The organism is Caldicellulosiruptor kronotskyensis 2002 (assembly GCF_000166775.1).
Lineage (GTDB): Bacteria > Bacillota > Thermoanaerobacteria > Caldicellulosiruptorales > Caldicellulosiruptoraceae > Caldicellulosiruptor > Caldicellulosiruptor kronotskyensis.
Genome location: NC_014720.1, coordinates 304,344 through 325,253, shown reverse-complemented (window position 1 = coordinate 325,253; position 20,910 = coordinate 304,344). Strand labels below are relative to the sequence as shown.

Genomic DNA, 20,910 nt, shown 5'->3' with positions numbered 1-20,910 from the left:
TAATTTTAAAGCTAATTATATTCAAAATTAATATTGAGAGGTGATGATAAATATATCCACAATATTCAAACATATTCCTCAATATATCATAAGAAGGTGTTGACTAATGCAATATGTATTATTTTCAGGACCTTTTAGAGCATTACGGCACAAAAATTACAGATACTACTGGTTTGGGCAGGCAATATCGGTGATTGGCTCATGGATGCAGAACATGGCAATGCAGTGGCTGGCTTTAAGCATTACAAATTCAGCACTGCTTCTTAGTATTGTCACTGCATGTGAACAAGTACCTGTAATGTTTATTTCGCTTTTTGCAGGGGCAATACTTGATAAAATGCAAAAAAGAAGGATTATTTTGTTAACTCAAAGCCTTCTTCTATTCTTTGCTTTCATTCTATTTTTGATTACATATACTCACACAGTTCGCTACTGGCACTTAGTAGTTTTAGCTATTTTAAGAGGTCTTGTTACAACATTTGATAACCCTGCAAGACAGTCTTATATGATAACTCTCGTTGGAAAAGAGGACTTGCCAAACGCTGTTGGTCTTAACTCTATGATTTTTAATCTTGCAAGAATCATAGGCCCTGCTGTCGCAAGCTTGGTTATATCAACAGCAGGAATTGAAATGTGTTTTTTGGCAAACGCTATAAGTTTTGTGCCAGTCATTATAGGCGTATTTTTGATTGACGCCAAAGAGCCCCAAAAAGAGGAAAATGGTAAAAGCGTTTTTGCAGAGGTGGTTGAAGGACTTAAATACGTTTATATGAACAAAGTGCTTCTGAGAACAATATCGCTTGTTTTAATCATGGGTACATTCATACTCAATTTTAACGTTCTTATCCCTGTGTATGCAAAACTTGCTCTGGGCAGAAATGAAACAGGTTTTGGTTTTTTGATGTCATCGATGGGCATTGGCTCACTGATGGGCGCATTTTTGACAGCTACAAGAAGAAAGGAAAAGATTAATTTAAATCTCCTTTTTAAGTTCATCCTCTCTGTGTCAATAGTTTACATTTTTCTTGGTCTTAACAAAAGCTATGCAGTTGCTTGCGTACTATTTGTGTTTGTAGGGCTTCTTGCAATAAGCTTTAACACAAGCGCAAACGCACTTTTGCAGCTTTCATCAAGTGATGACTTCAGAGCAAGGGTTCTGAGTATCTACTTTCTTTGCAATGCTGGAACAACACCAATTGGAAACCTATTTACAGGAACAATTTCGCAAAAAATCTCTCCATGGGCTGGATTTTACATACCTGGCCTTGCTACAATAGCTTTGACCACAATGGTTCTTATCACCACATTTAAGAAAAAGAACCTTGAAAAAACTAAATAATCTTAATTAATACCATCAAAAATGGCATTATTACAACCGAAAACACAGTAGAATATGTAATCATAGCAGTAGCAAATTCATAATCACCATTATATACTCTTGAGATTATAGCTGAATTTACCATCACAGGCATAGCAGACATTATGATAAACACATCTCGCATGAGTTTGGGAACGGGAATAAAATGTGAAAGAAGCCAAGTGATAAAAGGTGTAACAAGGAATCTGCCTGCAAATACTAAAATGCTATCTTTGTCTAATCTGAAATTTTTAAATCCCATCTCGTACATTGTTATTCCAACACAGAAGATGGAAAGGGGGGTTGTAAGCCCTCCTACCATTTTAAAGCTATCAAATATAAATTTTGGAAGCTTTATCTGCAAAAGTACAAGACCAACTCCTATCAAAAATCCTATCAGAGGCGGGTTAAATATACGTTTCAGGGTATCTATGCTCAAAACATTTTGTTTTTCTTCTCTGTTGTCCTTAATAATTCCATATACACCAAGCGTCCACCAGATTGTTGTGTTAGCCATGTAATAAAGCAAAGTATAAGGTGTTGCGACATCTCCAAAAAGCGCAAGAGACATAGGAAGTCCTACAAATATCGAATTTGAAAGAGAAAATATTGCAGCAAAAAGACCTCTTCTGTGAACTTTTACATTTGCAACTCTTGCTATTATCACAGCCATACTGTAAGAAAGCAGGATTGATAAAAATGGAATCAAAAGTCCTCTTGCCGAATGTTCAAGCTCATTTTTTGTAAAGGTCGAAGTAAGATTTACTATCATATAAAGTGGCAGCGACACATTTACAACAACCTTTGCAAAAAGGTCTGATACTTTTGAGTCAAACCACCTATACTTTGCAAGAAAATATCCGAGCATCAGGACAAATAAAATAACCAGTACACCCTGTATAGCATTGACAAATGTATGTAACAACGTAAAGCCCCCCTGACAATTTTCTTGTCAAATTTTTTGCATGGCTTTCAAAATATTATAACACTAAACCTTTAAAAAGTAGATAATATTAAATTGTAAATTCTTTAATTCAAAAAGTCAACATAATTAAATACAATTCCAATATTTTTGTTTTGGAATTTATAAAATGTTTTATGGCTTTTGGCTTTTGAAAATTCAATAAATATGTGTTTTGTTAAACATTTATCTTAAAATTTTCGTTTCAGATTTAAAATAATCCACTTTAAAATGCTATTGATTGCTGTTATAATTAAGGTCAAAGTGTTAGAAATCATGAATAATTTTGTGGGAGGTTTAAAATGGAGAGAGAATTTCAGCTCTGGGAAAAGATCAAAGACATAACATATCAGTATCTTGATTTTACATTGAACTACAGGCAAAGTGGTCATCCTGGTGGGTCTCATTCAAAAGCTCACATGCTTATTTCTCTTTTATTTGGAAAGAAGATGTTATATGACATTAGAAAGCCTGAATATAGATTCAACGACAGGCTAATTCTCTCAGCCGGACACACAATACCAATTATTTATTCTATTTTTTCAGTTATTGGTGATGCTTTTGATGAGATGTACAGACAAACCAAAGATGAAAAATATTTGATTGCTGAAGATAGACTTGTACGATACTACGACCTTCTCACTTTCAGGCACAGAGGCGGACTTCCCGGGCATGCTGAGTCAAGCGGAAAGACACTGCTATTGAAATTCAACACAGGACCCTCTGCTCATGGTCTTCCAGCATCTGTTGGGCAAGCTTTGGCACTCAAAAAAGCAGGTCTTCAAAACGTAAAAGTCTTTTTAGTTGAAGGTGAAGGTGCACTGACAGCAGGTGCCACACATGAATCTCAAAATGGTGCATGGGCATATGGACTTGGTAATCTTTTCTGGCTTTTGGACTGGAACGATTTTGGAATTGATGATAGACCATTTTCATCTGTTGTATATGGCACACCTGAAGAGTGGTTTTCTGCTCATGGTTGGAAGGTTCATGGAACAATGAACGGTCATAGCTGGCAGGATGTTTACTTTACAATCAAAAGAGCAGTAGAAGAGGCAGATGAGAATATCCCTAATCTCATGTGGTTTAAGACCAAAAAAGGATATGAGTATGGTGTGTATGACAACAAATCTCACGGTGTACCCCACAAGAAAAACTCAGAGATTTTCTGGGAGACAAGAAAACCTTTCATGGAAAAGTACAGTGTTGAATTTGTGGGTTTTGGAAAACCTGCGCCATCTGATCCGGATGAAGAGAAAAAACAATGGGAAGAAAACCTCAAGATTATAAATAAGGTACTTACAAAAGATGAAGAGCTTTTAAAGTATATCACAGACACACTTATTGAGATTGCAGAAGCTTTGCCAAAAGAAGCACCTTCAACATTTGTTTTAAACCAGAACCCATATAAAGACCCGGCTATATACGATTACAAAAACTATCCTGAGTGGCTTTTTGCAAAGCCAGGTGAGAACGTTCCAAACAGAGCAGCCTTAGCAAAATGGGGAATGTATATAAACGGTGTGGTCGGCAGAAAGTACGGAAGGCCTCTTGTGATTGCAACATCTGCTGACCTTACAGAGTCAACAAACCTTCACGGTTTTGGTCTTGGGAAAGATGATTTTGGTGGATTTGGAGTGTATGATAGAGAAAAAAATATAAACGGAGCAGTTTTACCATCTGCAATAACAGAGTTTTTAAATGCTGGTGTGTGTGCAGGATTGGCAACAGTAAATTTGAGTGAAAATCCATATGAAGATTTCAATGGTTTTTGGGCTATAACATCAACATATGGGTCATTTATGTATCTCAAATATGGCGCAATAAGGCTATTTTCACAAATGGCTCAAGACTCACCAATAAAGTTTGGCAAGGTCATTTGGGTAGCAGGTCATTCTGGCCCGGAGACTGCTGAAGATTCAAGAACACACTTTGGGATATTTGAACCTGGAGTTTTGCAGCTTTTACCGAAAGGAAAGATTATAAATCTTTACCCTTGGGAACACAACGAAGTACCCGTTTTACTTGGCGCTGCACTTGCAACTGACATAAACAACATAGCTCTGCATCTTACAAGACCACCAATTGAAATACCAGACAGAAACGCACTTGGTATTCCGTCACATTTTGAAGCCGCGAAAGGAGCGTATATCATAAATGATTTTGACCCAAATAGAAGAAAGGACGGAACGATAATTGTCAGGGGCACAAGCACAACCTACAATTTAATAAAACTTCTGCCTCAGCTTAGAAAAGATTTTAACCTTAAGATAATTGCTGCACCAAGCTTTGAACTTTTCATGATGCAGGAAGATGAGTACAGAAATAAGGTTCTGCCGCTTGAAGACTGGATAGACTCCATGGTAATCACAAACGAGAGCAAAAAGCTCATGCATGACTGGATATTTTCAAAAGTGTCTGAAGAATACTCACTTTCAAGCGACTGGGATGATAGTTGGCGAACAGGTGGAACAGTTGATGAGGTTTTAAAAGAAGCGCACCTTGATTGCGACAGCATATACAGCGGCATTGAAAGGTTTGTAAAGGACAGAGAAAAAAGAATTGCAATGTTGAAAAATATCTTATAGCATCCCCCAGCAAATCTATTAAAGATAATTTTAGCGGGATGAGAAGAAATCTCAATCTTCTCCCTCCCGCTCTTTTTTTACTGTGATTTGTTAAGCTCTCTGAATTTGTTGGGAGATACACCCTCAAACTTCTTGAAAGCCTTGGTAAACCCACTTACCTCTGTGTATCCTATCATCTTAGCAATCTGAGACACCGAATAGTCGGTTGACAGAAGAAGTTCTTTTGCTCTGTGCATTCTCAAGTTCTGGATATAATCGCTTATATTCTGCCCTGTCTTTTCTTTGAAGATTGCTGAAAGATACTGCGGAGTTATATTGAACTTATCTGCGATTGTAGAAAGTGATATCTCTGAGCTTGAATACTGCTGATGAATATAGTCCAAAATATTTGAAATCAGGTCATTGCCTATTTTCTGCTTGTTAACTATCACATTCTCTGCAAGTATTTTATAGTCTTCCTGTATTGTTTGAAGGACCTTTTTGGGATTCTTCTCTTCAATTATTAACCTCATAACCTTTTCTGGTTCAGGTTTTTGTTTTTCCCCGACTTTGTTTGGAATACTGTTTAAAAGTTGATAGTAAAGCCCATAAAGATATATAAGTATCATCTTGGCCATATGAGGTGAGTTTGCCGCTGTTATATGATTTTTGATATTTTCAAATACCTCATAAACCCCTTCAACCTTACCTTCTTTAACAACATTTATAATTTTGTTTTCAATGTCTTTGGGTAAAAACTCCTTTTCGGACGTTATATCTTGAGAGAGCTCAGAAAACTTGAAAATCTTCATATTAGGCTTTACAAATTTCAATGAAAGAACTTTTTCGGCCTGCTCATATGCAAACTTTAAATTTATTATGCCCATAACCATCCCGCTTATACCTACAGACATATAAATTGAAAAGTTTTTCTCTAAAAACTCTATCATATTTTCAAATATTTCTGAAAGCTCTTTAATACTATCCTCAACATTATCATTAATTTCAACAATAACACTCAACCTTGTCCTTGAAAACAAAACATCCCAGTGTTTGAAACCATTTGTCTCTAAAAGCTCATCCATAACGTTTGTAACAACAAGAGTTACAAGAGAATATTCACTATCACTTTCTTCTTTTATAAACCCTGAGCAGTCATCTATTTCTATCAAACATACCAAAAATTTTGCATCTTGTTTTTGCATTTCAAGGGTTTTTAGTTCTAATTCACCTATGTTCTCAGGCAATGCACTGCCAAGAAGCAACTGATACAATAAATTATTTTTTATAATTGGAGAAAATCTCATTATTTGCTTTTTCAGTTCCTCTTCTTTAGAAAGTGTTTGAACAACGAGGTCTCTTATAAAATCAAATTCGTTCTTTTCATGCTCAGAACTCTTTGCTTCACTACCTGCTTGCAACAATCTCTTTATCTCACTCAGCGGTCTGTAGTTTTGCATACTGAAGAAAAATATAAGTATACTGCCAATAATACTCATAAATCCAAGAAGAAAAAGGCTCAGATTACGTATTTTTCGTATCTCTTCAAAAAAACTGTCAACAGGTACCATGGATATATATTTCCAACCATAAATAGGTGATATAATATAATATATTATCCATTTTTCACCGTTTAATGTAAGCTCTTTGATTGTAAAGTCATTGTATATTGAAAAGTTAAGTTTTGGCAATAATATATTCTGCTTTTCTGCAGAAACTTTAAGAACTTGATTGTTGTCTCTATCCAGAATCCAAAGTATCCCTTTAGGGTAGCTTACAATTTCTTTCATTGTACTGACAATCTTGCTTTGGTCTATTATTACAAACACATTTGCATTTTTACCATCTATTATCCATCGTGATAAAGTATTTGCGAATACAATTGTAGAAAGATTTTTATAGTCTGCTTTTATTTTAAAAGAAGGTATATATTTCATTTTGTATTCGCCGCTCAAAAACTCAAGCCATTTTTCATAGCTCATATCAAGCGGTCTGTTTATATATGTATAGTAGTTATAAGGTGTTGTAGTATATGACGGACCTACAATGAGGTTCTCAGAAGGAATGTATATGAAAGCATCAATTATATATGAATTTTTATATGTCTGTGAATATATTTCTCTGCAAAGATTTCTGATATTAAGGAGTCTGTCACTGCTGTCAAGCGCTTCTTTGGCTTCAGGTAGAAAAATAAAATAATATGGATTTAAATTTATCCAATCTGCAAGAGATTCAACAGACTTTACAATCTCATTCTCAACCTTGTCCTCAAGCTGAGTAAGTGCAGTTTTGTTATATCTATATAGGCTACTCATCATGATGTCTTTTATACTAAAATAAGACCCAATACCTATCAAAAGCGGAATGATAAAAATAACAAGATATGAAAAGACAAATCGCCACAATATTTTCTTGAACATACTTAAAAAAATCCTCCTCAAATATCATATATTTAAACCCTCATTTTTGGGCAATTTCAATTATAATACAAGCAATATTGAAAAGCAATGAAACAAATTACAAAGAAAATATAAATGATGAGTACATTTTTAAGAAGCTTAATATTGTCCTTTAAACCTTAACATTTTCCTCTTTCAAAAAGCCTCACCTCCCCTTTATAATAAAAGCTGTAAAGCCCGCTGACAAGTTGCTGAAAACAATAAACTTTTGTCGCGGGTAATTTGGAAAAAATCAATAAAAACTTTTAAAACAAGGAGGTTTAAAGATGGATTGGTTCAAATCTTCTAAAAAGGTTTTAAGTATTATCGTAGTTATTGCATTTGCCTTATCGCTTGTAATTCCAGCATTTGTTTCATCAACCTCAACAGCTTACGCAAAATCAATACCAACACTTACCTATTTTGTTCGTCTTGACCCCAAGGTTGCAACGTCATACAACAGCTATTCATCAATTGCAGCATACCAACTTTTGCAGAAAAAACTCGGTGTAAAACTTGTGTTCAAACACCCACCGGTCGGTGGCGAAACAGACCAGTTCAATCTCATGATTGCATCAAGACAGCTGACAGATATTATTGAGTGGAACTGGATTGATAACTATCCTGGTGGACCTGTAAAAGCTTTGCTTGACAAAGTTATTATTAGACTTAACGACTATATGCCAAAATATGCTCCAAATTTATCAAAATACTTGCAACAACATCCTGACATCAAAAAACTTATTGTTACAGACGATGGTGACATTTACGGATTCCCAGCTCTTCGTGGAACAAACCCAAAAATTGCATGCGTATACTATGGACCTCAAATACGAAATGATTGGTTGAAAAAGCTCGGATTAAAAGAACCAGAAACAGTTGATGACTGGTACAAGGTTTTGAAAGCATTTGTAACAAAAGACCCAAACGGCAATGGCAAAAAGGATGAAAGAGGATTTTCAATCCTTAGAAATGCTTCAAACCCAAGATATGCATTTGACTATTCCTCTTTCTTAGTAGGTGCATGGGGAATAAAAACAGATTTCTTCCAGGTAAATGGCAAGGTCAAATATGGTCCATTAGAACCTCAATACAAACAGTTTATAGCAACACTTCAGAAGTGGTGGAAAGAGGGCCTCATTGACCCGGATATTCTAACAATGAACCAGAAGGTTATCAAAGCAAATGTTCAAAATGATGTAATTGGTGCGTGGATAGGACTTCTTTCTGGTGATATGGGCTTCTTCTTGAACCTGAAGAAAGATATAATAGCTACCAAGTTCCCTGTGCTCAAGAAAGGTGAACAGCCACTTTTAGGACAGGCTGAGTTCTTGTTCTCTCGAACAAGCGCGGCTATAACAACTGCATGTAAAGACATACCAACTGCTATGAAGGTGCTTGACTGGGGTTACAGCAAAGAAGGATATGAAGCGTTCAACTATGGTGTACTTGGAAAGTCTTATATTAAGAAAGATGGTAAGGTTTACTATACAGATGAAATCTTGAAAAACCCACAGGGACTTTCTGCAGCAGAAGCTTTAGCAAAATATGCTCGTGCATCAATCAGCGGCCCTTTTGTTCAAGCTGACGAGTATTATCTACAGATTCAAATGATGCATCCACAACAAAAAGAAGCTGTCATGCAAAAATGGTCTGATGTCAAAAATGACAGAATTTTGCCACCACTTTCGTTTACAGACGAAGAATCCAAGAGACTTGCAAATATTATGAATACAGTCAACACGTACTATGATGAAATGTTCTTAAGACTTATGACTGGAAAAGCAACAAATGTTGATTCATTTGTAAAAACTCTTAAACAAATGAAGATTGATGAGGCTATAAAGATTTATCAAGCTGCATATGACAGATGGAAAAAGAGAAAATAAGATAAAATATGCATAAGAAAAAAGAGCCTTGCAACAAGGCAAAAATTATCGCTTTTCTTAAAAAACCTTATTGCAAGGCTCTTTTTATAAATCTTCTTTGAGGAGGTTCAAAGGATTATGGAAAAAGCAACAATTAAGTCTTATCAGCCAAGTAGATGGCAAGAACTCAAAAAAGACCTTATACGCAACAAAAGCCTCTATTTAATGATTATCCCTGTTGTGGCTTATTATTTTATATTCCATTACATCCCTATGTACGGTCTTCAAATAGCTTTTAAAGACTTTACACCAGCAAAAGGTATCTGGGGCAGTCCATGGGTTGGTTTGGAAAAGTTTAAAGAGTTCTTTGTTTACGATAGCTTTTATGTCTGGAGAATAATCAGAAATACAATACTCATAAACGTTTATGACCTCATATTTGGCTTTCCTGCTCCAATTCTCTTTGCACTTTTACTTAACGAAATTAAAAACAGCATTTACAAAAGAACTCTTCAGACTGTAAGCTATATGCCACATTTTATTTCAACAGTTGTCATTGTTGGTATGATTATGGACTTTTTTGCAAGAGACGGTCTTATAAATAATATACTCAAATCTCTTGGTGTTTTATCAGAACCTATTTCATTCATGACAGAACCTGGCTGGTTCAGACCACTTTACGTTGGCTCGGGTATTTGGCAAAACCTCGGCTGGGGTTCGATTGTGTACTTGGCGGCAATCTCAAACATTGACCCACAGCTATATGAAGCAGCACTGATTGATGGTGCTGGAAGGTTCAGACAGGCACTTTATGTCACAATACCAGGAATACTGCCAACAATTGTCATTATGTTTCTCTTGAGAGTTGGACACATGATGAACGTCGGGTTCGAAAAAGTATTTTTGATGTACAATCCTTTGACATATGAAACAGCAGATGTTATTTCAACCTATGTATACAGAAAAGGTCTTTTGGAAATGGATTATAGCTATGGTGCTGCGGTTGGGCTTTTCAACTCTGTAATCAACTTCTTACTGGTCATATTCTCAAATAAGATTGCTAAAAAACTTACAGAAACATCGCTTTGGTAAGAAAAGGGGTGAACTTTGAAGATGAAAATAAGAAAAAGTGCAGGCGAAATAATATTTGATACTTTCAACTATATATTCTTAGGACTGCTGTGCTTTACAATGCTGTATCCAATGTTATATGTTATATTTGCTTCATTTAGCAATCCTATTAAGCTTATGGCATATAGAGGTCCTTTATTGCGACCACTTGACTTTTCTGTTGAGGCATACAAGCTCTTACTTAGCTACCCTATGATTTGGATAGGTTATAGAAATACACTTGTTTACGTTGTTGTAGGAACAGCTATAAACATTCTTCTTACCACAATGGGCGGGTATGTTCTTTCAAGAAAAAACTTAAAGCTCAAAAACCCGATAATGTTTTTCATAGCATTTACCATGTACTTTAGTGGCGGTATGATTCCAACTTACCTTCTTGTCCAATCACTTGGGATGATAGACACAATCTGGGCAATGATAATTCCAGGTGCAATCTCAACAACAAACCTGATTATAATGAGAACTGGTTTCCACGCAGTGCCGGACAGCTTGGAAGAGTCTGCAAGGATAGATGGAGCAGGGGACTGGACAATACTTTTTAGAATCATGATACCCCTTGCAATGCCAATGATAGCGGTAATGATACTCTTTTATGCTGTAGGACACTGGAACGCGTTTTTCAGTGCGATTATATACCTGCGTTCAAGAGAACTTTATCCACTTCAGCTTGTTTTAAGAGAGATACTTATTATGAACAGCACAGAGAATATGACAACAGGAATTTCAGATGCATCTGACAGGTTTGCTGTGACAGAGCTTATAAAGTATGCAGCGATTGTCGTATCGACAGTACCAATCCTGTGTATATATCCATTTTTGCAAAAGTATTTTGTAAAAGGGGTCATGATTGGAGCTATTAAAGAGTAATATTTTGTGGTATAATAAAATAAACTTAAACAAAAGAAAAGCGGGGAAAATACAATATGAACAAAGACAAAATAGCTGCACAGCTTTATACAGTCCGTGAATTTTTGAAAACAGAAGAAGAAATATACCACAGCCTTAAGAAAATAAGCGAAATTGGCTTTAAAGCTATTCAGATATCAGGAATTGGTAAAATTCACCCAAAAAGATTAAAAGAGATATGCGATGAGTTTGGTCTAAAAATATGTGCAACACATATACCTTTTGAAAGACTCAAAGAAGAGATTGAGAGTGTTATTAGTGAACATAAGATTTACGAATGCCTGCACATTGCAATACCCTCTGCCCCTTCTAAATACAGGTCGCAAGAGGGTGCTATAGCATTTGCTGCTGAGTGCAATGAAATTGGTAAAAAATTGAAAGATGAAGGAATTACACTTTCTTATCACAACCACAGTTTTGAATTTAAAAAATATGATGGCAAGACATGGTTTGAACTTTTTATTGAAAGCTCAAATCCAGAATATCTCATGATCGAAATTGATACTTATTGGGTCCAGTTTGCGGGTGCAAACCCTGAAAAGTGGATAAGAAGTTTAGAAGGTCGAATTCCTCTTATACATCTTAAAGATATGGGAATGATTGAAGATTTCAGGCAAGGCATGTTTGAAGTAGGATTCGGAAATTTGGACTGGGATGGAATAATAGCTTCTTGCAATGAGGCAGGAGTTGAATGGTATATAATTGAACAGGATGTGTGTCAGCGTCTGCCTTTTGAAAGCCTTAAAATGAGCTTTGATTTCCTTGTGAAAAATTATTCAGACTGAGAAATTATTAAAAATAAAATAATGGCTTGAGAATGTTAACTTCTCAAGCCATTTGTTTTTAAATGGACTATTTTGCAATATAAGGAGGGTTTAAAAGATGAAGTATCGGAAGTTTCCAAATATTGATTTTGAGGTATCAGCGCTCGGGTTTGGATGTATGCGTTTACCTATCCTTGGTGACGACGCATCTCAAATTAACCAACCTTTGGCAATTGAGATGATAAGATATGCAATTGACAATGGAGTAAATTACATTGACACGGCGTATGGTTACCATGGTGGAAACAGTGAAGTTGTTGTGGGCAAAGCTTTAAAGGAGGGATATAGAAACAAAGTAAAACTTGCAACAAAGTTGCCTGTGTGGAAGCTTACAAAGATTGAAGATGCAGATATGATACTTGATGAACAACTAAAGAGGCTTGACACTGATTATATTGATTTTTATCTTTTACATGCGCTAAATAAACAAAGATGGGACATGTTAAAGAGCATGGACATTTTCAGCTGGATTGAAAAAGTTAAATCCAAGGGCAAAATAAAACATATTGGTTTTTCATTTCATGACAGTCTTGACACGTTCAAAACAATAATTGATGAGTACGATGGCTGGGAATTCTGTCAGGTACAGTACAACTATTTAAACCGAAACTATCAGGCAGGGGAAGAAGGTTTGAAGTATGCCCACGCTAAAGGCCTTGGAGTTATAATAATGGAACCGCTTTTGGGCGGAAAGCTTGCAAGAAAACCCCCTGAGCAGGTTCAAATAGTATGGGAAAAGACAAAAGTCAAAAGAACACCTGCACAGTGGGGGCTTTTGTGGCTCTGGAATCAAAAAGAAGTTACTACTGTTTTGAGCGGAATGAGTTCAATGCAGCAGGTGATTGAGAATATAAAAACAGCAGATGAAGGGTACGTTGGGTGTCTTTCTGAGGATGAGCTAAAACTCATAGATGAGGTAACCCAAAAATACCTTGAGTTAAAACCTATTGATTGTACTGGTTGCAAGTACTGTCTGCCATGTCCAAATGGTGTTGATATTCCCCGCAACTTTAATCTTTACAATGACGCAAAGGTCTACAACATGTATGAAGAAACAAAAAAAGCATATTTAAAGCCTGAAAAGGTAGAACAAAAAGCTTCAAACTGTGTAGAGTGCAGTTTGTGTGAAGAAAAATGTCCTCAAAACCTGCCAATCAGAAAGCTTTTGAAAGAGGTTGCACAGTTTTTTGAAGGGTAAAATAATCAAAAAAGGGGCTGTTGCCAAACAACATTAAAATATAACAGGTCAACCAGCCCCTTTTTTTACATCTATATTTTTATTTCTAACCTCAAAATCCTTTGCCTTTTATCTTTTCAATCTCTTTTAAAACCTCCTCATCACTTTCAAGAGGAAGTTTTACAGGTCTTCCTGTCAAGCTTGAGAGGTAAATGGCAAGTATAATTTCAACAGGATGTCTACCTTCCTCAGCTGGGATAAGTGGTTTTGTTCCGGTTTTTATAGCATTTATTACATCTCTGTACTGTCTTACATGTCCTTCTTCTTTGATGGCAGCAGAAGATGCACCAACAGGACCCCTGTCTTCCTTTTTGTAATTCTCCAAATACTCCTTCTCAGACCCATCTTTGAAATAAAGACTTTCAAGCTGAGTATTTACAGCTATTGCAGAACCATGTTCACCAAAAATCTCAAGCCGCGTTTCAAAACCGGGATATGCACTTGTTGTTCCAACTATCTCGCCTATCGCACCATTTTCAAACTTTACACAAGCCACAGCACAATCTTCTACTTCTATTCGCTTATGTGCTCTTGTTGTGCAGTAAGCATATACTTCCTCAACCTTTCCAACAATCCACTGGATCATGTCTATGTAATGTATTGATTGGTTCATAAGCGCGCCACCGCCATCTAAGCTCCAAGTACCTCGCCAGTTACCGCTGTCATAATATTCTTGTGACCTGTACCATTTAGTGTAGCTTGTTGCTAAAACTATCTTGCCAAACTTCCCTTCGTTCATTAGTCTTTTTAAAAGTTGCATACAATCGCTGTATCTGTGCTGTGAGATTATAGAAATAACTACATTGTTTCTATTTTGAGCCTCTATTATTTTATCAGCTTTAGACAATGTTATATCCATGGGCTTTTCAACAATGACATGTTTTTTTGCGTCTGCTGCTAAAGCTGCCATATCAGCATGCATACCAGATGGTGTGCAGATTGAAATAACATCTATATCAGAATCAAGAAGCATTTTTTCATAATCAGTATATATCTTTTTCACACCAAAATCTTGGGCAAGTTTTCTTGCTCTGTCTTCTATAACATCGCACACAGCAACAAGCTCCGCATCACTTGAAAGAGCTGAAATAGCAATCGCATGTGTCTTTGATATAACCCCACAGCCAACAATTCCAAATTTAAGCTTTGACATTTCTTAAATCTCTCCTTCCCCATCAATAATCTTTTCTTGACTTTGTCAATTAGGAGTGGTTATTGAGCTAACAAAAAATGACAAAGTCTTAATTTATGCGGGTTTTGAAAATAGAAAAATAAAAAATTTTAAAAATTGTAGTGGCAAATTAGAGTCTGAAATATGCTATAAATACTTGACATTTTGAATATTTTGTGGTACAATTATTCAAAATACCTTTGAGGAGCTACCATATGTTTGTCAAAATAACTAATGCTGGCGGTTACCAGTATGTTAGATTAGTCGAAAACTATCGTGAAAATGGCAAGGTTAAGCAAAGAGTGCTATTCAATTTTGGTAGACTTGATCTCCTCAAAAATGATCCTGCTTTTAGAAACATTGTAAAAAAACTATCTGATATTGTTGAAAGAACAACTACTGACAATACAGAAGCTGTTACTATTGAATCTGAAGAGGATGTATCGGATGCAGTTATAAAAAATTGGGGGTACATTGTATTCAGAAAGTTATGGGAAGAACTTGAAATAGATAAATTTTTAAAAGAGAGAGCAACAAGGGGGAGAAAGATAAAATTTGACGTAGACAAAGTAAGTTTTTTAATGACCATACAGAGATTGATAGAACCTATGAGCAAACTGAGAACTTATCATGAGAAGAATAGATATTTTGGATTTGAAGAGGATATAGATTTAAATCAATTATACAGGTGTTTAGATTTTCTTGACAGTATAAAAGAGGATTTAGAGACATACCTGTATCAGAGAAATAGGGATTTATTTAAGATGGTGGTTGATATAGTTTTTTATGACGTGACGACAATATACTTTGAGAGTTGTAGAGCCGATGAACTTAAAAATTTTGGTTTTAGCAAAGACAACAAGATAAATGAAGTACAGGTTGTGTTAGGGCTTTTGGTAGACAAAGAAGGCAGGCCGATAGGTTATGAACTTTTTCCTGGCAATACAATAGATAGCAAAACAATGGTAAAGATATTGAGGAAACTGAAGGAAAAATTTAGTATAGATAAGATAGTGATAGTAGCAGACAAAGGGCTCAACAGCAGATTAAATTTAAAGATGATAAAAGAAGCGGGATATGATTATATAGTAGCAAGCAGATTAAAGAATGCAAGTAAAGAAGTTTTAGATGAAGTATTTGAGCAAGAAGGATATAAAAGGCTTGATGGAAAAAGTTGTTTGAATGCTGAAGAAATTTATGGAGATGAATTCAAATATAAGGTATTGGAAAGAACAAATGTTATCAAGGATGAAGAGGGTAAAGAGTTTAAAATAGAAGAGAGACTGATAATAACGTATTCAAGCAAGAGAGCTAAGAAAGACAAAGAAGACAGGGAAAGACTTGTATCAAAAGCCAAAGAGCTTTTAGAGAACAAAGGAAGTATAACATCCTTAGAGAAAAAAGGTGCGAGGAGATATTTGAAGAAGAAATCAAAGACAGAAGAATATGAATTGGATGAGGAAGCGATAAAACGAGATGAGAAGTTTGACGGTTATTATGCAATACAGACGAGTAAAAAGGATATGGATGTAGAAGAAGTTTTAGGAGCATATCACGATTTATGGAAGATAGAACAGTCATTCAGAGTAATGAAAAGCTGTTTAGAAGTACGACCGATATATCACTTTACAGAAAGTAGAATAAAAGGACATTTTGTGATATGTTTTTTGGCATTTTTATTACAACGGACATTGGAATATATTTTGAGGAAAAAAGGTAAAGAGATAAGTAGTGAAAGGATAATGGAAGCGATAGATTCAATGAATTTTATTGAAATAGAGATAAAAGGGAAGAAATATTTGATAAAGCAAAGGACAGAAGGAGGAGCTATAGACATCCTGAATGTGATGAAGATAAAGGGGCCAAAAAATTTCATGACATATGAGGAAGGTTTAGGATTTATTGGCATTAACAAATGATGTAGTGACAAAATTGAGGTCCAAATTTTGTCAATCCCAGTCCTCCCAAGCTTTTTGAGTTTCAAACTGACAAAGTCAAGAGATTATAGAAATAACTACATTGTTTCTATTTTGAGCCTCTATTATTTTATCAGCTTTAGACAATGTTATATCCATGGGCTTTTCAACAATGACATGTTTTTTTGCGTCTGCTGCTAAAGCTGCCATATCAGCATGCATACCAGATGGTGTGCAGATTGAAATAACATCTATATCAGAATCAAGAAGCATTTTTTCATAATCAGTATATATCTTTTTCACACCAAAATCTTGGGCAAGTTTTCTTGCTCTGTCTTCTATAACATCGCACACAGCAACAAGCTCCGCATCACTTGAAAGAGCTGAAATAGCAATCGCATGTGTCTTTGATATAACCCCACAGCCAACAATTCCAAATTTAAGCTTTGACATTTCTTAAATCTCTCCTTCCCCATCAATAATCTTTTTAATTGCCCTATAAGCCCTCGCAAAGTTTTCAGGACCACCACCAGGAAGGTTATTGTTAAGATGAGGTTCTATCGACAAAAAACCACAAAAGTGTATCCTCTTTAATGCTTCTATCACATCTTTTATTCTTCCGTCACCCTCGCCTGCAACGGTAACACTTCCATCCGAAAATTTTGCGTCTTTTATGTGTACATACTCAATATAATCCTTTAAAAGCTCAAATGCATGAGGATAGACCTCTACTTTGCACTGAACAAAATTGGCCGGGTCAAATGTTGCTCTCAAATTGGGTGAGTTGATCTCAGAGAGGATTTTAAAACACCTTTCAGCATTGCTTCCATAAATCTCTTTTTCATTTTCGTGAAGAAGAACAAGATTTTCTTTTCTGGCAATTTCAGTAAACTTCAAAAGCCTTTCTATGACAACATCTGTATACTTTTCTTCTTCACCTTCTGGAACATAAAATGAAAAGATGCGTACGTATTTTGTCTCAAGGATGTGAGCAAGATGGAGGATGTGCTTGAAAAGTTCAAGATACCTTTCAAAATCGCAGTTTACATCAACCTTGCCGATTGGAGACCCTATTGCTGAAACCTTTATACCACTATCTTTCAACTTTTCTAAAATTTCTTTTGCTTCATTTTCAGTATAATCTGCAATGTTTTTCCCATTTGCAGACCGAAACTCTAAATACTCAATACCATGTTTTTTCAAAACCTCTATCTGTTCATCCAAACTGCTTGATATCTCATCTCCAAATGCTGAGAATATAAATTTATACATTATCTCATCAAACCCCCTTGTTCAAATTCCATTCGACATAATTCCATAACAAAAAGTTAACTTTAAAAAACTATAAAAAATTGTGATTAAGAAAGATTTTTGTTTTTATGTGTTTTTAAATATATTTTACAACTATTAATTTTTATTTTCAACAATAAAACCAAAAAAAATAAGCTGGCATAATTACGCCAGCCTTTCTATTCCTTTTTAAATTTATATTCGTTTTCAAGCCTCTTTATCATAGAATCATACAAAAGCTTTGAAAGACCTATACCTCCCTGCTTTGAAGCATTTTTTGAAACCTCATCAACAAACATGTCGTTAAAGATATCATCTGCAATGCCTTCCTTAAAAAGTCCACCTTTGGGTATCGACTTTTGCATCTGTTTAAAAATGGTGGAAAGCATTATCGATTCAAATTCTTCACACGCTTCTTTGAGTTTCTGTTTATCTTTCTCAGAATATGCTTTTTCAAGCTTGTCTATGACAGAGTTGCCAATTCCCTGTTGATAATCTGCCTGAATTTTAATGTTTGATACCTCACTCATTCACAATTACCTGCCTTATAAAACTTATCTTTTCAAGTTGTTTGCCATGGAAAGCATATCGTCAGCTGTTTGGATAGCTTTGGAATTTATCTCATACGCTCTTTGAGCAATAATTAACTTTACCATCTCATCAACAACTTGAACATTCGACATCTCCAAAAATCCCTGCAAAATCCTGCTTTTTTGACCTTCCATCTCCTCTTCAGACACAGGGTCACCAGATGCAGCAGAAACATTATACAGGTTTTTCCCCTCTGCTAAAAGTCCTTGAGGGTTTATAAACCTCACTATTTTAATTTTCAGCCCCGAATCTTGAACCTGTCCTTCTGCATCTTTGTAAGTAATTCTTCCTGTTTCATCTATTGTGATACTTGAAATTGCAGTCTCTGGAAGGATAATCTCAGTATCACCCTCTGCTAAAACAGGATATCCATCTGAAGTCACAAGTTTTATTTGTCCCTCAACATTGGAAACTTTAAAACTCCCATCCCTTGTATATCTTGGACCGTTTGGGGTTGACACAACAAAAAATCCTTCCCCTTGAATAGCCAAATCAAGCGGGTTTTCAGTCCTCTCCAAGTTTCCTTCTGCAAAGCTTTTTGTTATAGCAGAGATTGTGACACCATGACCTATCTGAAGACTTACAGGCTTCCCATCACCTGCTACAACATCTGCTCTTGAGAGGGTCTCATACAAAAGGTCTTTGAACTCAGCTTTGTCTTTTTTGAAAGCTGTTGTATTCACATTGGCAAGGTTGTTGGATATGATATCGACATTTGTCTGCTGTGCTTTCATACCAAGAGCGGCAGAATAAAGTGCTCTCATCATCTTATTTTTTTCCTCCTTTTATCTTGCTAATTCTTTTCGCAAGCTAAAAAAATATAAAACTTACTTTCTTGCTATCTCATTTACTGCCTTTTGCAACGTCTCATCCTGAATAACAAACGCCTTCTGGTTAGCTTCATACGCTCTTAGAACATTTATCATGTTGACCATTTCTTGAACAGAATTTACGTTAGAACCTTCCAAATACCCTTGAAGCACCTTGCCTGAAAATGGTATCTGTTGGACTGTAGCATCTGCTTCATACAGGTTATTACCTACTTTACGAAGAAGGCTTTTATCCTGAAAATCAACAACCCTGAGTCTGTCAACAATTCTTCCATTCTGATAGACATTCCCCTGCTCATCAATTCTTACTTGCCCGCCATTTTGAAGAACAATCCTTCCATTCTGTCCAAGAACGTAAAAACCATTAAGTGTTACAAGCTCGCCCCGCGAATTTAAAGTAAACGCACCATTTCTGGTATAAAAGATTTGCTGAGCACCCTGATTTTCTGGCACCTCAATGGTAAAAAATCCATCTCCTTTTATTGCCAAGTTCAGAGGTTCATCTGTTTTTATGTAAAGTCCCTGTGAAAAGTCGCTTACAATCCTTGACACATCTGCGCCAAGTGACATATATCCTATTGCATTGTCAGGCGAAGTCACTTTGTCGTATATCCTATAGACAAGCATGTTTCTGAAACTTTCAATCTGCGCAACATCCCTTTTAAATCCGGTTGTGCTCACATTTGCCACATTGTTTGCTGTTAAATCCATTAGTTTTTGATTCAAAATCATTCCAGATGCCGATGTGTAAATTCCTCTAATCATCTTTTCTGCAATCCCCTTTTTTATCTGACTCTTGGGTCTTTTATAAGACTTGCTTCCAAAACATCTAAGGATTCTAACGCCTTCCCTGTCCCAAGAGCAACACACGACACAGGGTCGTCAGCAATCCTTGTAGGAATCCCTGTCTTTTCAGAAATTAGCTTGTCAAGCCCCCACAAAAGGCTCCCACCACCTGTCATCACTATTCCAGTTGAGGTAATATCTGCTGCAAGCTCAGGCGGCGTATTTTCCAAGACTCTGTGTACAGCTTCAATTATTGCCGACACAGGCTCTTCTAAAGCCAAAAGCATCTCGTCAGATGTAACAGTTATCGTCTTTGGAAGACCTGTCAAAAGGCTTCTTCCGCGCACTTCCATAGATTCTACCCTTGGTTTTTTGTATGCACATCCAATGTTTATTTTGAGCTCTTCTGCAGTTCTTTCGCCTATAGCAACACTGTGTTTCTTTCTTATATATCGGATAATTGCTTCATCAAATTTATCCCCTGCAACTTTAATGGATTCGCTAACTACAGCCCCACCAAGAGAAATCACAGCAATGTCTGTTGTTCCACCACCGATGTCAATTACCATGCATCCTACCGGCCTTGATATGTCAAGCCCCGCACCAATAGCTGCTGCAATTGGCTCTTCTATTAAAAATGTCTGTTTAGCACCTGCTTCGTATGTCGCATCTAAGACTGCTCTTTTTTCAACCTCAGTAACACCTGATGGCACACATACAACAACCCTCGGCTTGAAAAATACCCTTTTGCCAAGTACCTTACCCAAAAAATATTTCAGCATTGCCTCTGTGACCTCATAGTCTGAAATGACACCGTCGCGAAGAGGTCTTACCGCCACAATATTGCCCGGTGTTCTTCCAATCATTCGTCTTGCTTCTTCTCCAACTGCCAAAATCTGTTTTCTTGTCTGTTCTATCGCAACAACTGATGGTTCTCTTAAAACTATACCCTTTCCTTTTACATACACCAAAACTGTTGCTGTACCCAAATCTATTCCTATATCTGTTCCAAACGCCATAAACCGCCCTATCCTTTC

17 protein-coding genes are annotated in these 20,910 nt (G+C 36.1%); 8 read left to right on the top strand and 9 right to left on the bottom strand.

The window, feature by feature from the left end:
- Positions 1-106: 106 nt before the first annotated feature.
- Positions 107-1,339, top strand: a complete 1,233-nt coding sequence (locus tag CALKRO_RS01115; protein ID WP_013429297.1) for an MFS transporter — start codon at positions 107-109, stop codon at positions 1,337-1,339.
- Here the strand turns inward: CALKRO_RS01115 and CALKRO_RS01110 are convergent.
- The gene (locus CALKRO_RS01110) at positions 1,332-2,282 is read right to left on the bottom strand and encodes an AEC family transporter (RefSeq protein WP_013429296.1); all 951 of its coding nucleotides are present in this window, start codon (positions 2,280-2,282) and stop codon (positions 1,332-1,334) included. The two genes, CALKRO_RS01115 and CALKRO_RS01110, sit on opposite strands and share 8 nt — an antisense overlap.
- Positions 2,283-2,620: 338 nt before the next feature.
- On the opposite strand from CALKRO_RS01110, the gene CALKRO_RS01105 reads away from it, so the two are divergent.
- A complete protein-coding gene (locus tag CALKRO_RS01105) occupies positions 2,621-4,906 on the top strand; it encodes a transketolase family protein (protein WP_013429295.1) in 2,286 nt (761 codons plus the stop codon).
- 77 nt (positions 4,907-4,983) lie between these two features.
- On the opposite strand, the gene CALKRO_RS01100 is transcribed toward CALKRO_RS01105, so the two are convergent.
- On the bottom strand, positions 4,984-7,305 hold the full coding sequence (locus tag CALKRO_RS01100; protein WP_013429294.1) for a helix-turn-helix domain-containing protein: 2,322 nt from the start codon (positions 7,303-7,305) through the stop codon (positions 4,984-4,986).
- A gap of 305 nt (positions 7,306-7,610) precedes the next feature.
- Here CALKRO_RS01100 and CALKRO_RS01095 point away from each other — a divergent pair, with 305 nt between their 5' ends.
- From CALKRO_RS01095 to CALKRO_RS01075, 5 genes are all read left to right on the top strand, one after another.
- Positions 7,611-9,212, top strand: a complete 1,602-nt coding sequence (locus CALKRO_RS01095) for a type 2 periplasmic-binding domain-containing protein (protein ID WP_013429293.1) — start codon at positions 7,611-7,613, stop codon at positions 9,210-9,212.
- A 117-nt stretch (positions 9,213-9,329) separates the two neighbouring features.
- Complete coding sequence (locus tag CALKRO_RS01090; protein ID WP_013429292.1) at positions 9,330-10,283, top strand: ABC transporter permease; 954 nt, start codon at positions 9,330-9,332, stop codon at positions 10,281-10,283.
- 21 nt (positions 10,284-10,304) lie between these two features.
- Positions 10,305-11,189, top strand: a complete 885-nt coding sequence (locus CALKRO_RS01085) for a carbohydrate ABC transporter permease (RefSeq protein ID WP_013429291.1) — start codon at positions 10,305-10,307, stop codon at positions 11,187-11,189.
- A 56-nt stretch (positions 11,190-11,245) separates the two neighbouring features.
- On the top strand, positions 11,246-12,013 hold the full coding sequence (locus tag CALKRO_RS01080) for a sugar phosphate isomerase/epimerase family protein (protein WP_013429290.1): 768 nt from the start codon (positions 11,246-11,248) through the stop codon (positions 12,011-12,013).
- 97 nt (positions 12,014-12,110) lie between these two features.
- Complete coding sequence (locus CALKRO_RS01075; protein ID WP_013429289.1) at positions 12,111-13,250, top strand: aldo/keto reductase; 1,140 nt, start codon at positions 12,111-12,113, stop codon at positions 13,248-13,250.
- Positions 13,251-13,341: 91 nt separating this feature from the next.
- Here the strand turns inward: CALKRO_RS01075 and CALKRO_RS01070 are convergent, their stop codons facing one another.
- Positions 13,342-14,442 carry a Gfo/Idh/MocA family protein gene (locus CALKRO_RS01070; RefSeq protein WP_013429288.1) on the bottom strand — a complete coding sequence of 367 codons (1,101 nt, stop codon included), beginning with the start codon at positions 14,440-14,442 and terminating at the stop codon, positions 13,342-13,344.
- Positions 14,443-14,675: 233 nt separating this feature from the next.
- Here CALKRO_RS01070 and CALKRO_RS01065 point away from each other — a divergent pair, with 233 nt between their 5' ends.
- A complete protein-coding gene (locus CALKRO_RS01065; protein WP_013429287.1) occupies positions 14,676-16,379 on the top strand; it encodes an IS1634 family transposase in 1,704 nt (567 codons plus the stop codon).
- 75 nt (positions 16,380-16,454) lie between these two features.
- Here the strand turns inward: CALKRO_RS01065 and CALKRO_RS01060 are convergent, their stop codons facing one another.
- From CALKRO_RS01060 to mreB, 6 genes are all read right to left on the bottom strand, one after another.
- Positions 16,455-16,829: a Gfo/Idh/MocA family protein gene (locus CALKRO_RS01060; RefSeq protein ID WP_013429286.1), complete on the bottom strand. Its 375-nt coding sequence runs from the start codon at positions 16,827-16,829 to the stop codon at positions 16,455-16,457.
- A gap of 3 nt (positions 16,830-16,832) precedes the next feature.
- Complete coding sequence (locus tag CALKRO_RS01055; RefSeq protein ID WP_013429285.1) at positions 16,833-17,648, bottom strand: sugar phosphate isomerase/epimerase family protein; 816 nt, start codon at positions 17,646-17,648, stop codon at positions 16,833-16,835.
- Positions 17,649-17,845: 197 nt separating this feature from the next.
- On the bottom strand, positions 17,846-18,196 hold the full coding sequence (locus CALKRO_RS01050; RefSeq protein ID WP_013429284.1) for a rod-binding protein: 351 nt from the start codon (positions 18,194-18,196) through the stop codon (positions 17,846-17,848).
- Between the two features lie 24 nt (positions 18,197-18,220).
- Positions 18,221-19,024 carry a flagellar basal-body rod protein FlgG gene (gene flgG, locus CALKRO_RS01045; protein ID WP_013429283.1) on the bottom strand — a complete coding sequence of 268 codons (804 nt, stop codon included), beginning with the start codon at positions 19,022-19,024 and terminating at the stop codon, positions 18,221-18,223.
- A 60-nt stretch (positions 19,025-19,084) separates the two neighbouring features.
- Complete coding sequence (locus CALKRO_RS01040; RefSeq protein ID WP_013429282.1) at positions 19,085-19,852, bottom strand: flagellar hook-basal body protein; 768 nt, start codon at positions 19,850-19,852, stop codon at positions 19,085-19,087.
- A gap of 20 nt (positions 19,853-19,872) precedes the next feature.
- Complete coding sequence (gene mreB / locus CALKRO_RS01035; RefSeq protein ID WP_013429281.1) at positions 19,873-20,892, bottom strand: rod shape-determining protein; 1,020 nt, start codon at positions 20,890-20,892, stop codon at positions 19,873-19,875.
- Positions 20,893-20,910 lie beyond the last annotated feature (18 nt).

Coding starts and splice junctions, on each gene's coding strand:
- CALKRO_RS01115 (WP_013429297.1), top strand. CDS start 107: ATGCAATATGTATTATTTTCAGGACCTTTTAGAGCATTACGGCACAAA.
- CALKRO_RS01105 (WP_013429295.1), top strand. CDS start 2,621: ATGGAGAGAGAATTTCAGCTCTGGGAAAAGATCAAAGACATAACATAT.
- CALKRO_RS01100 (WP_013429294.1), bottom strand. CDS start 7,305: ATGTTCAAGAAAATATTGTGGCGATTTGTCTTTTCATATCTTGTTATT.
- CALKRO_RS01095 (WP_013429293.1), top strand. CDS start 7,611: ATGGATTGGTTCAAATCTTCTAAAAAGGTTTTAAGTATTATCGTAGTT.
- CALKRO_RS01090 (WP_013429292.1), top strand. CDS start 9,330: ATGGAAAAAGCAACAATTAAGTCTTATCAGCCAAGTAGATGGCAAGAA.
- CALKRO_RS01085 (WP_013429291.1), top strand. CDS start 10,305: ATGAAAATAAGAAAAAGTGCAGGCGAAATAATATTTGATACTTTCAAC.
- CALKRO_RS01080 (WP_013429290.1), top strand. CDS start 11,246: ATGAACAAAGACAAAATAGCTGCACAGCTTTATACAGTCCGTGAATTT.
- CALKRO_RS01075 (WP_013429289.1), top strand. CDS start 12,111: ATGAAGTATCGGAAGTTTCCAAATATTGATTTTGAGGTATCAGCGCTC.
- CALKRO_RS01070 (WP_013429288.1), bottom strand. CDS start 14,442: ATGTCAAAGCTTAAATTTGGAATTGTTGGCTGTGGGGTTATATCAAAG.
- CALKRO_RS01065 (WP_013429287.1), top strand. CDS start 14,676: ATGTTTGTCAAAATAACTAATGCTGGCGGTTACCAGTATGTTAGATTA.
- CALKRO_RS01060 (WP_013429286.1), bottom strand. CDS start 16,829: ATGTCAAAGCTTAAATTTGGAATTGTTGGCTGTGGGGTTATATCAAAG.
- CALKRO_RS01055 (WP_013429285.1), bottom strand. CDS start 17,648: ATGTATAAATTTATATTCTCAGCATTTGGAGATGAGATATCAAGCAGT.
- CALKRO_RS01050 (WP_013429284.1), bottom strand. CDS start 18,196: ATGAGTGAGGTATCAAACATTAAAATTCAGGCAGATTATCAACAGGGA.
- flgG (WP_013429283.1), bottom strand. CDS start 19,024: ATGATGAGAGCACTTTATTCTGCCGCTCTTGGTATGAAAGCACAGCAG.
- CALKRO_RS01040 (WP_013429282.1), bottom strand. CDS start 19,852: ATGATTAGAGGAATTTACACATCGGCATCTGGAATGATTTTGAATCAA.
- mreB (WP_013429281.1), bottom strand. CDS start 20,892: ATGGCGTTTGGAACAGATATAGGAATAGATTTGGGTACAGCAACAGTT.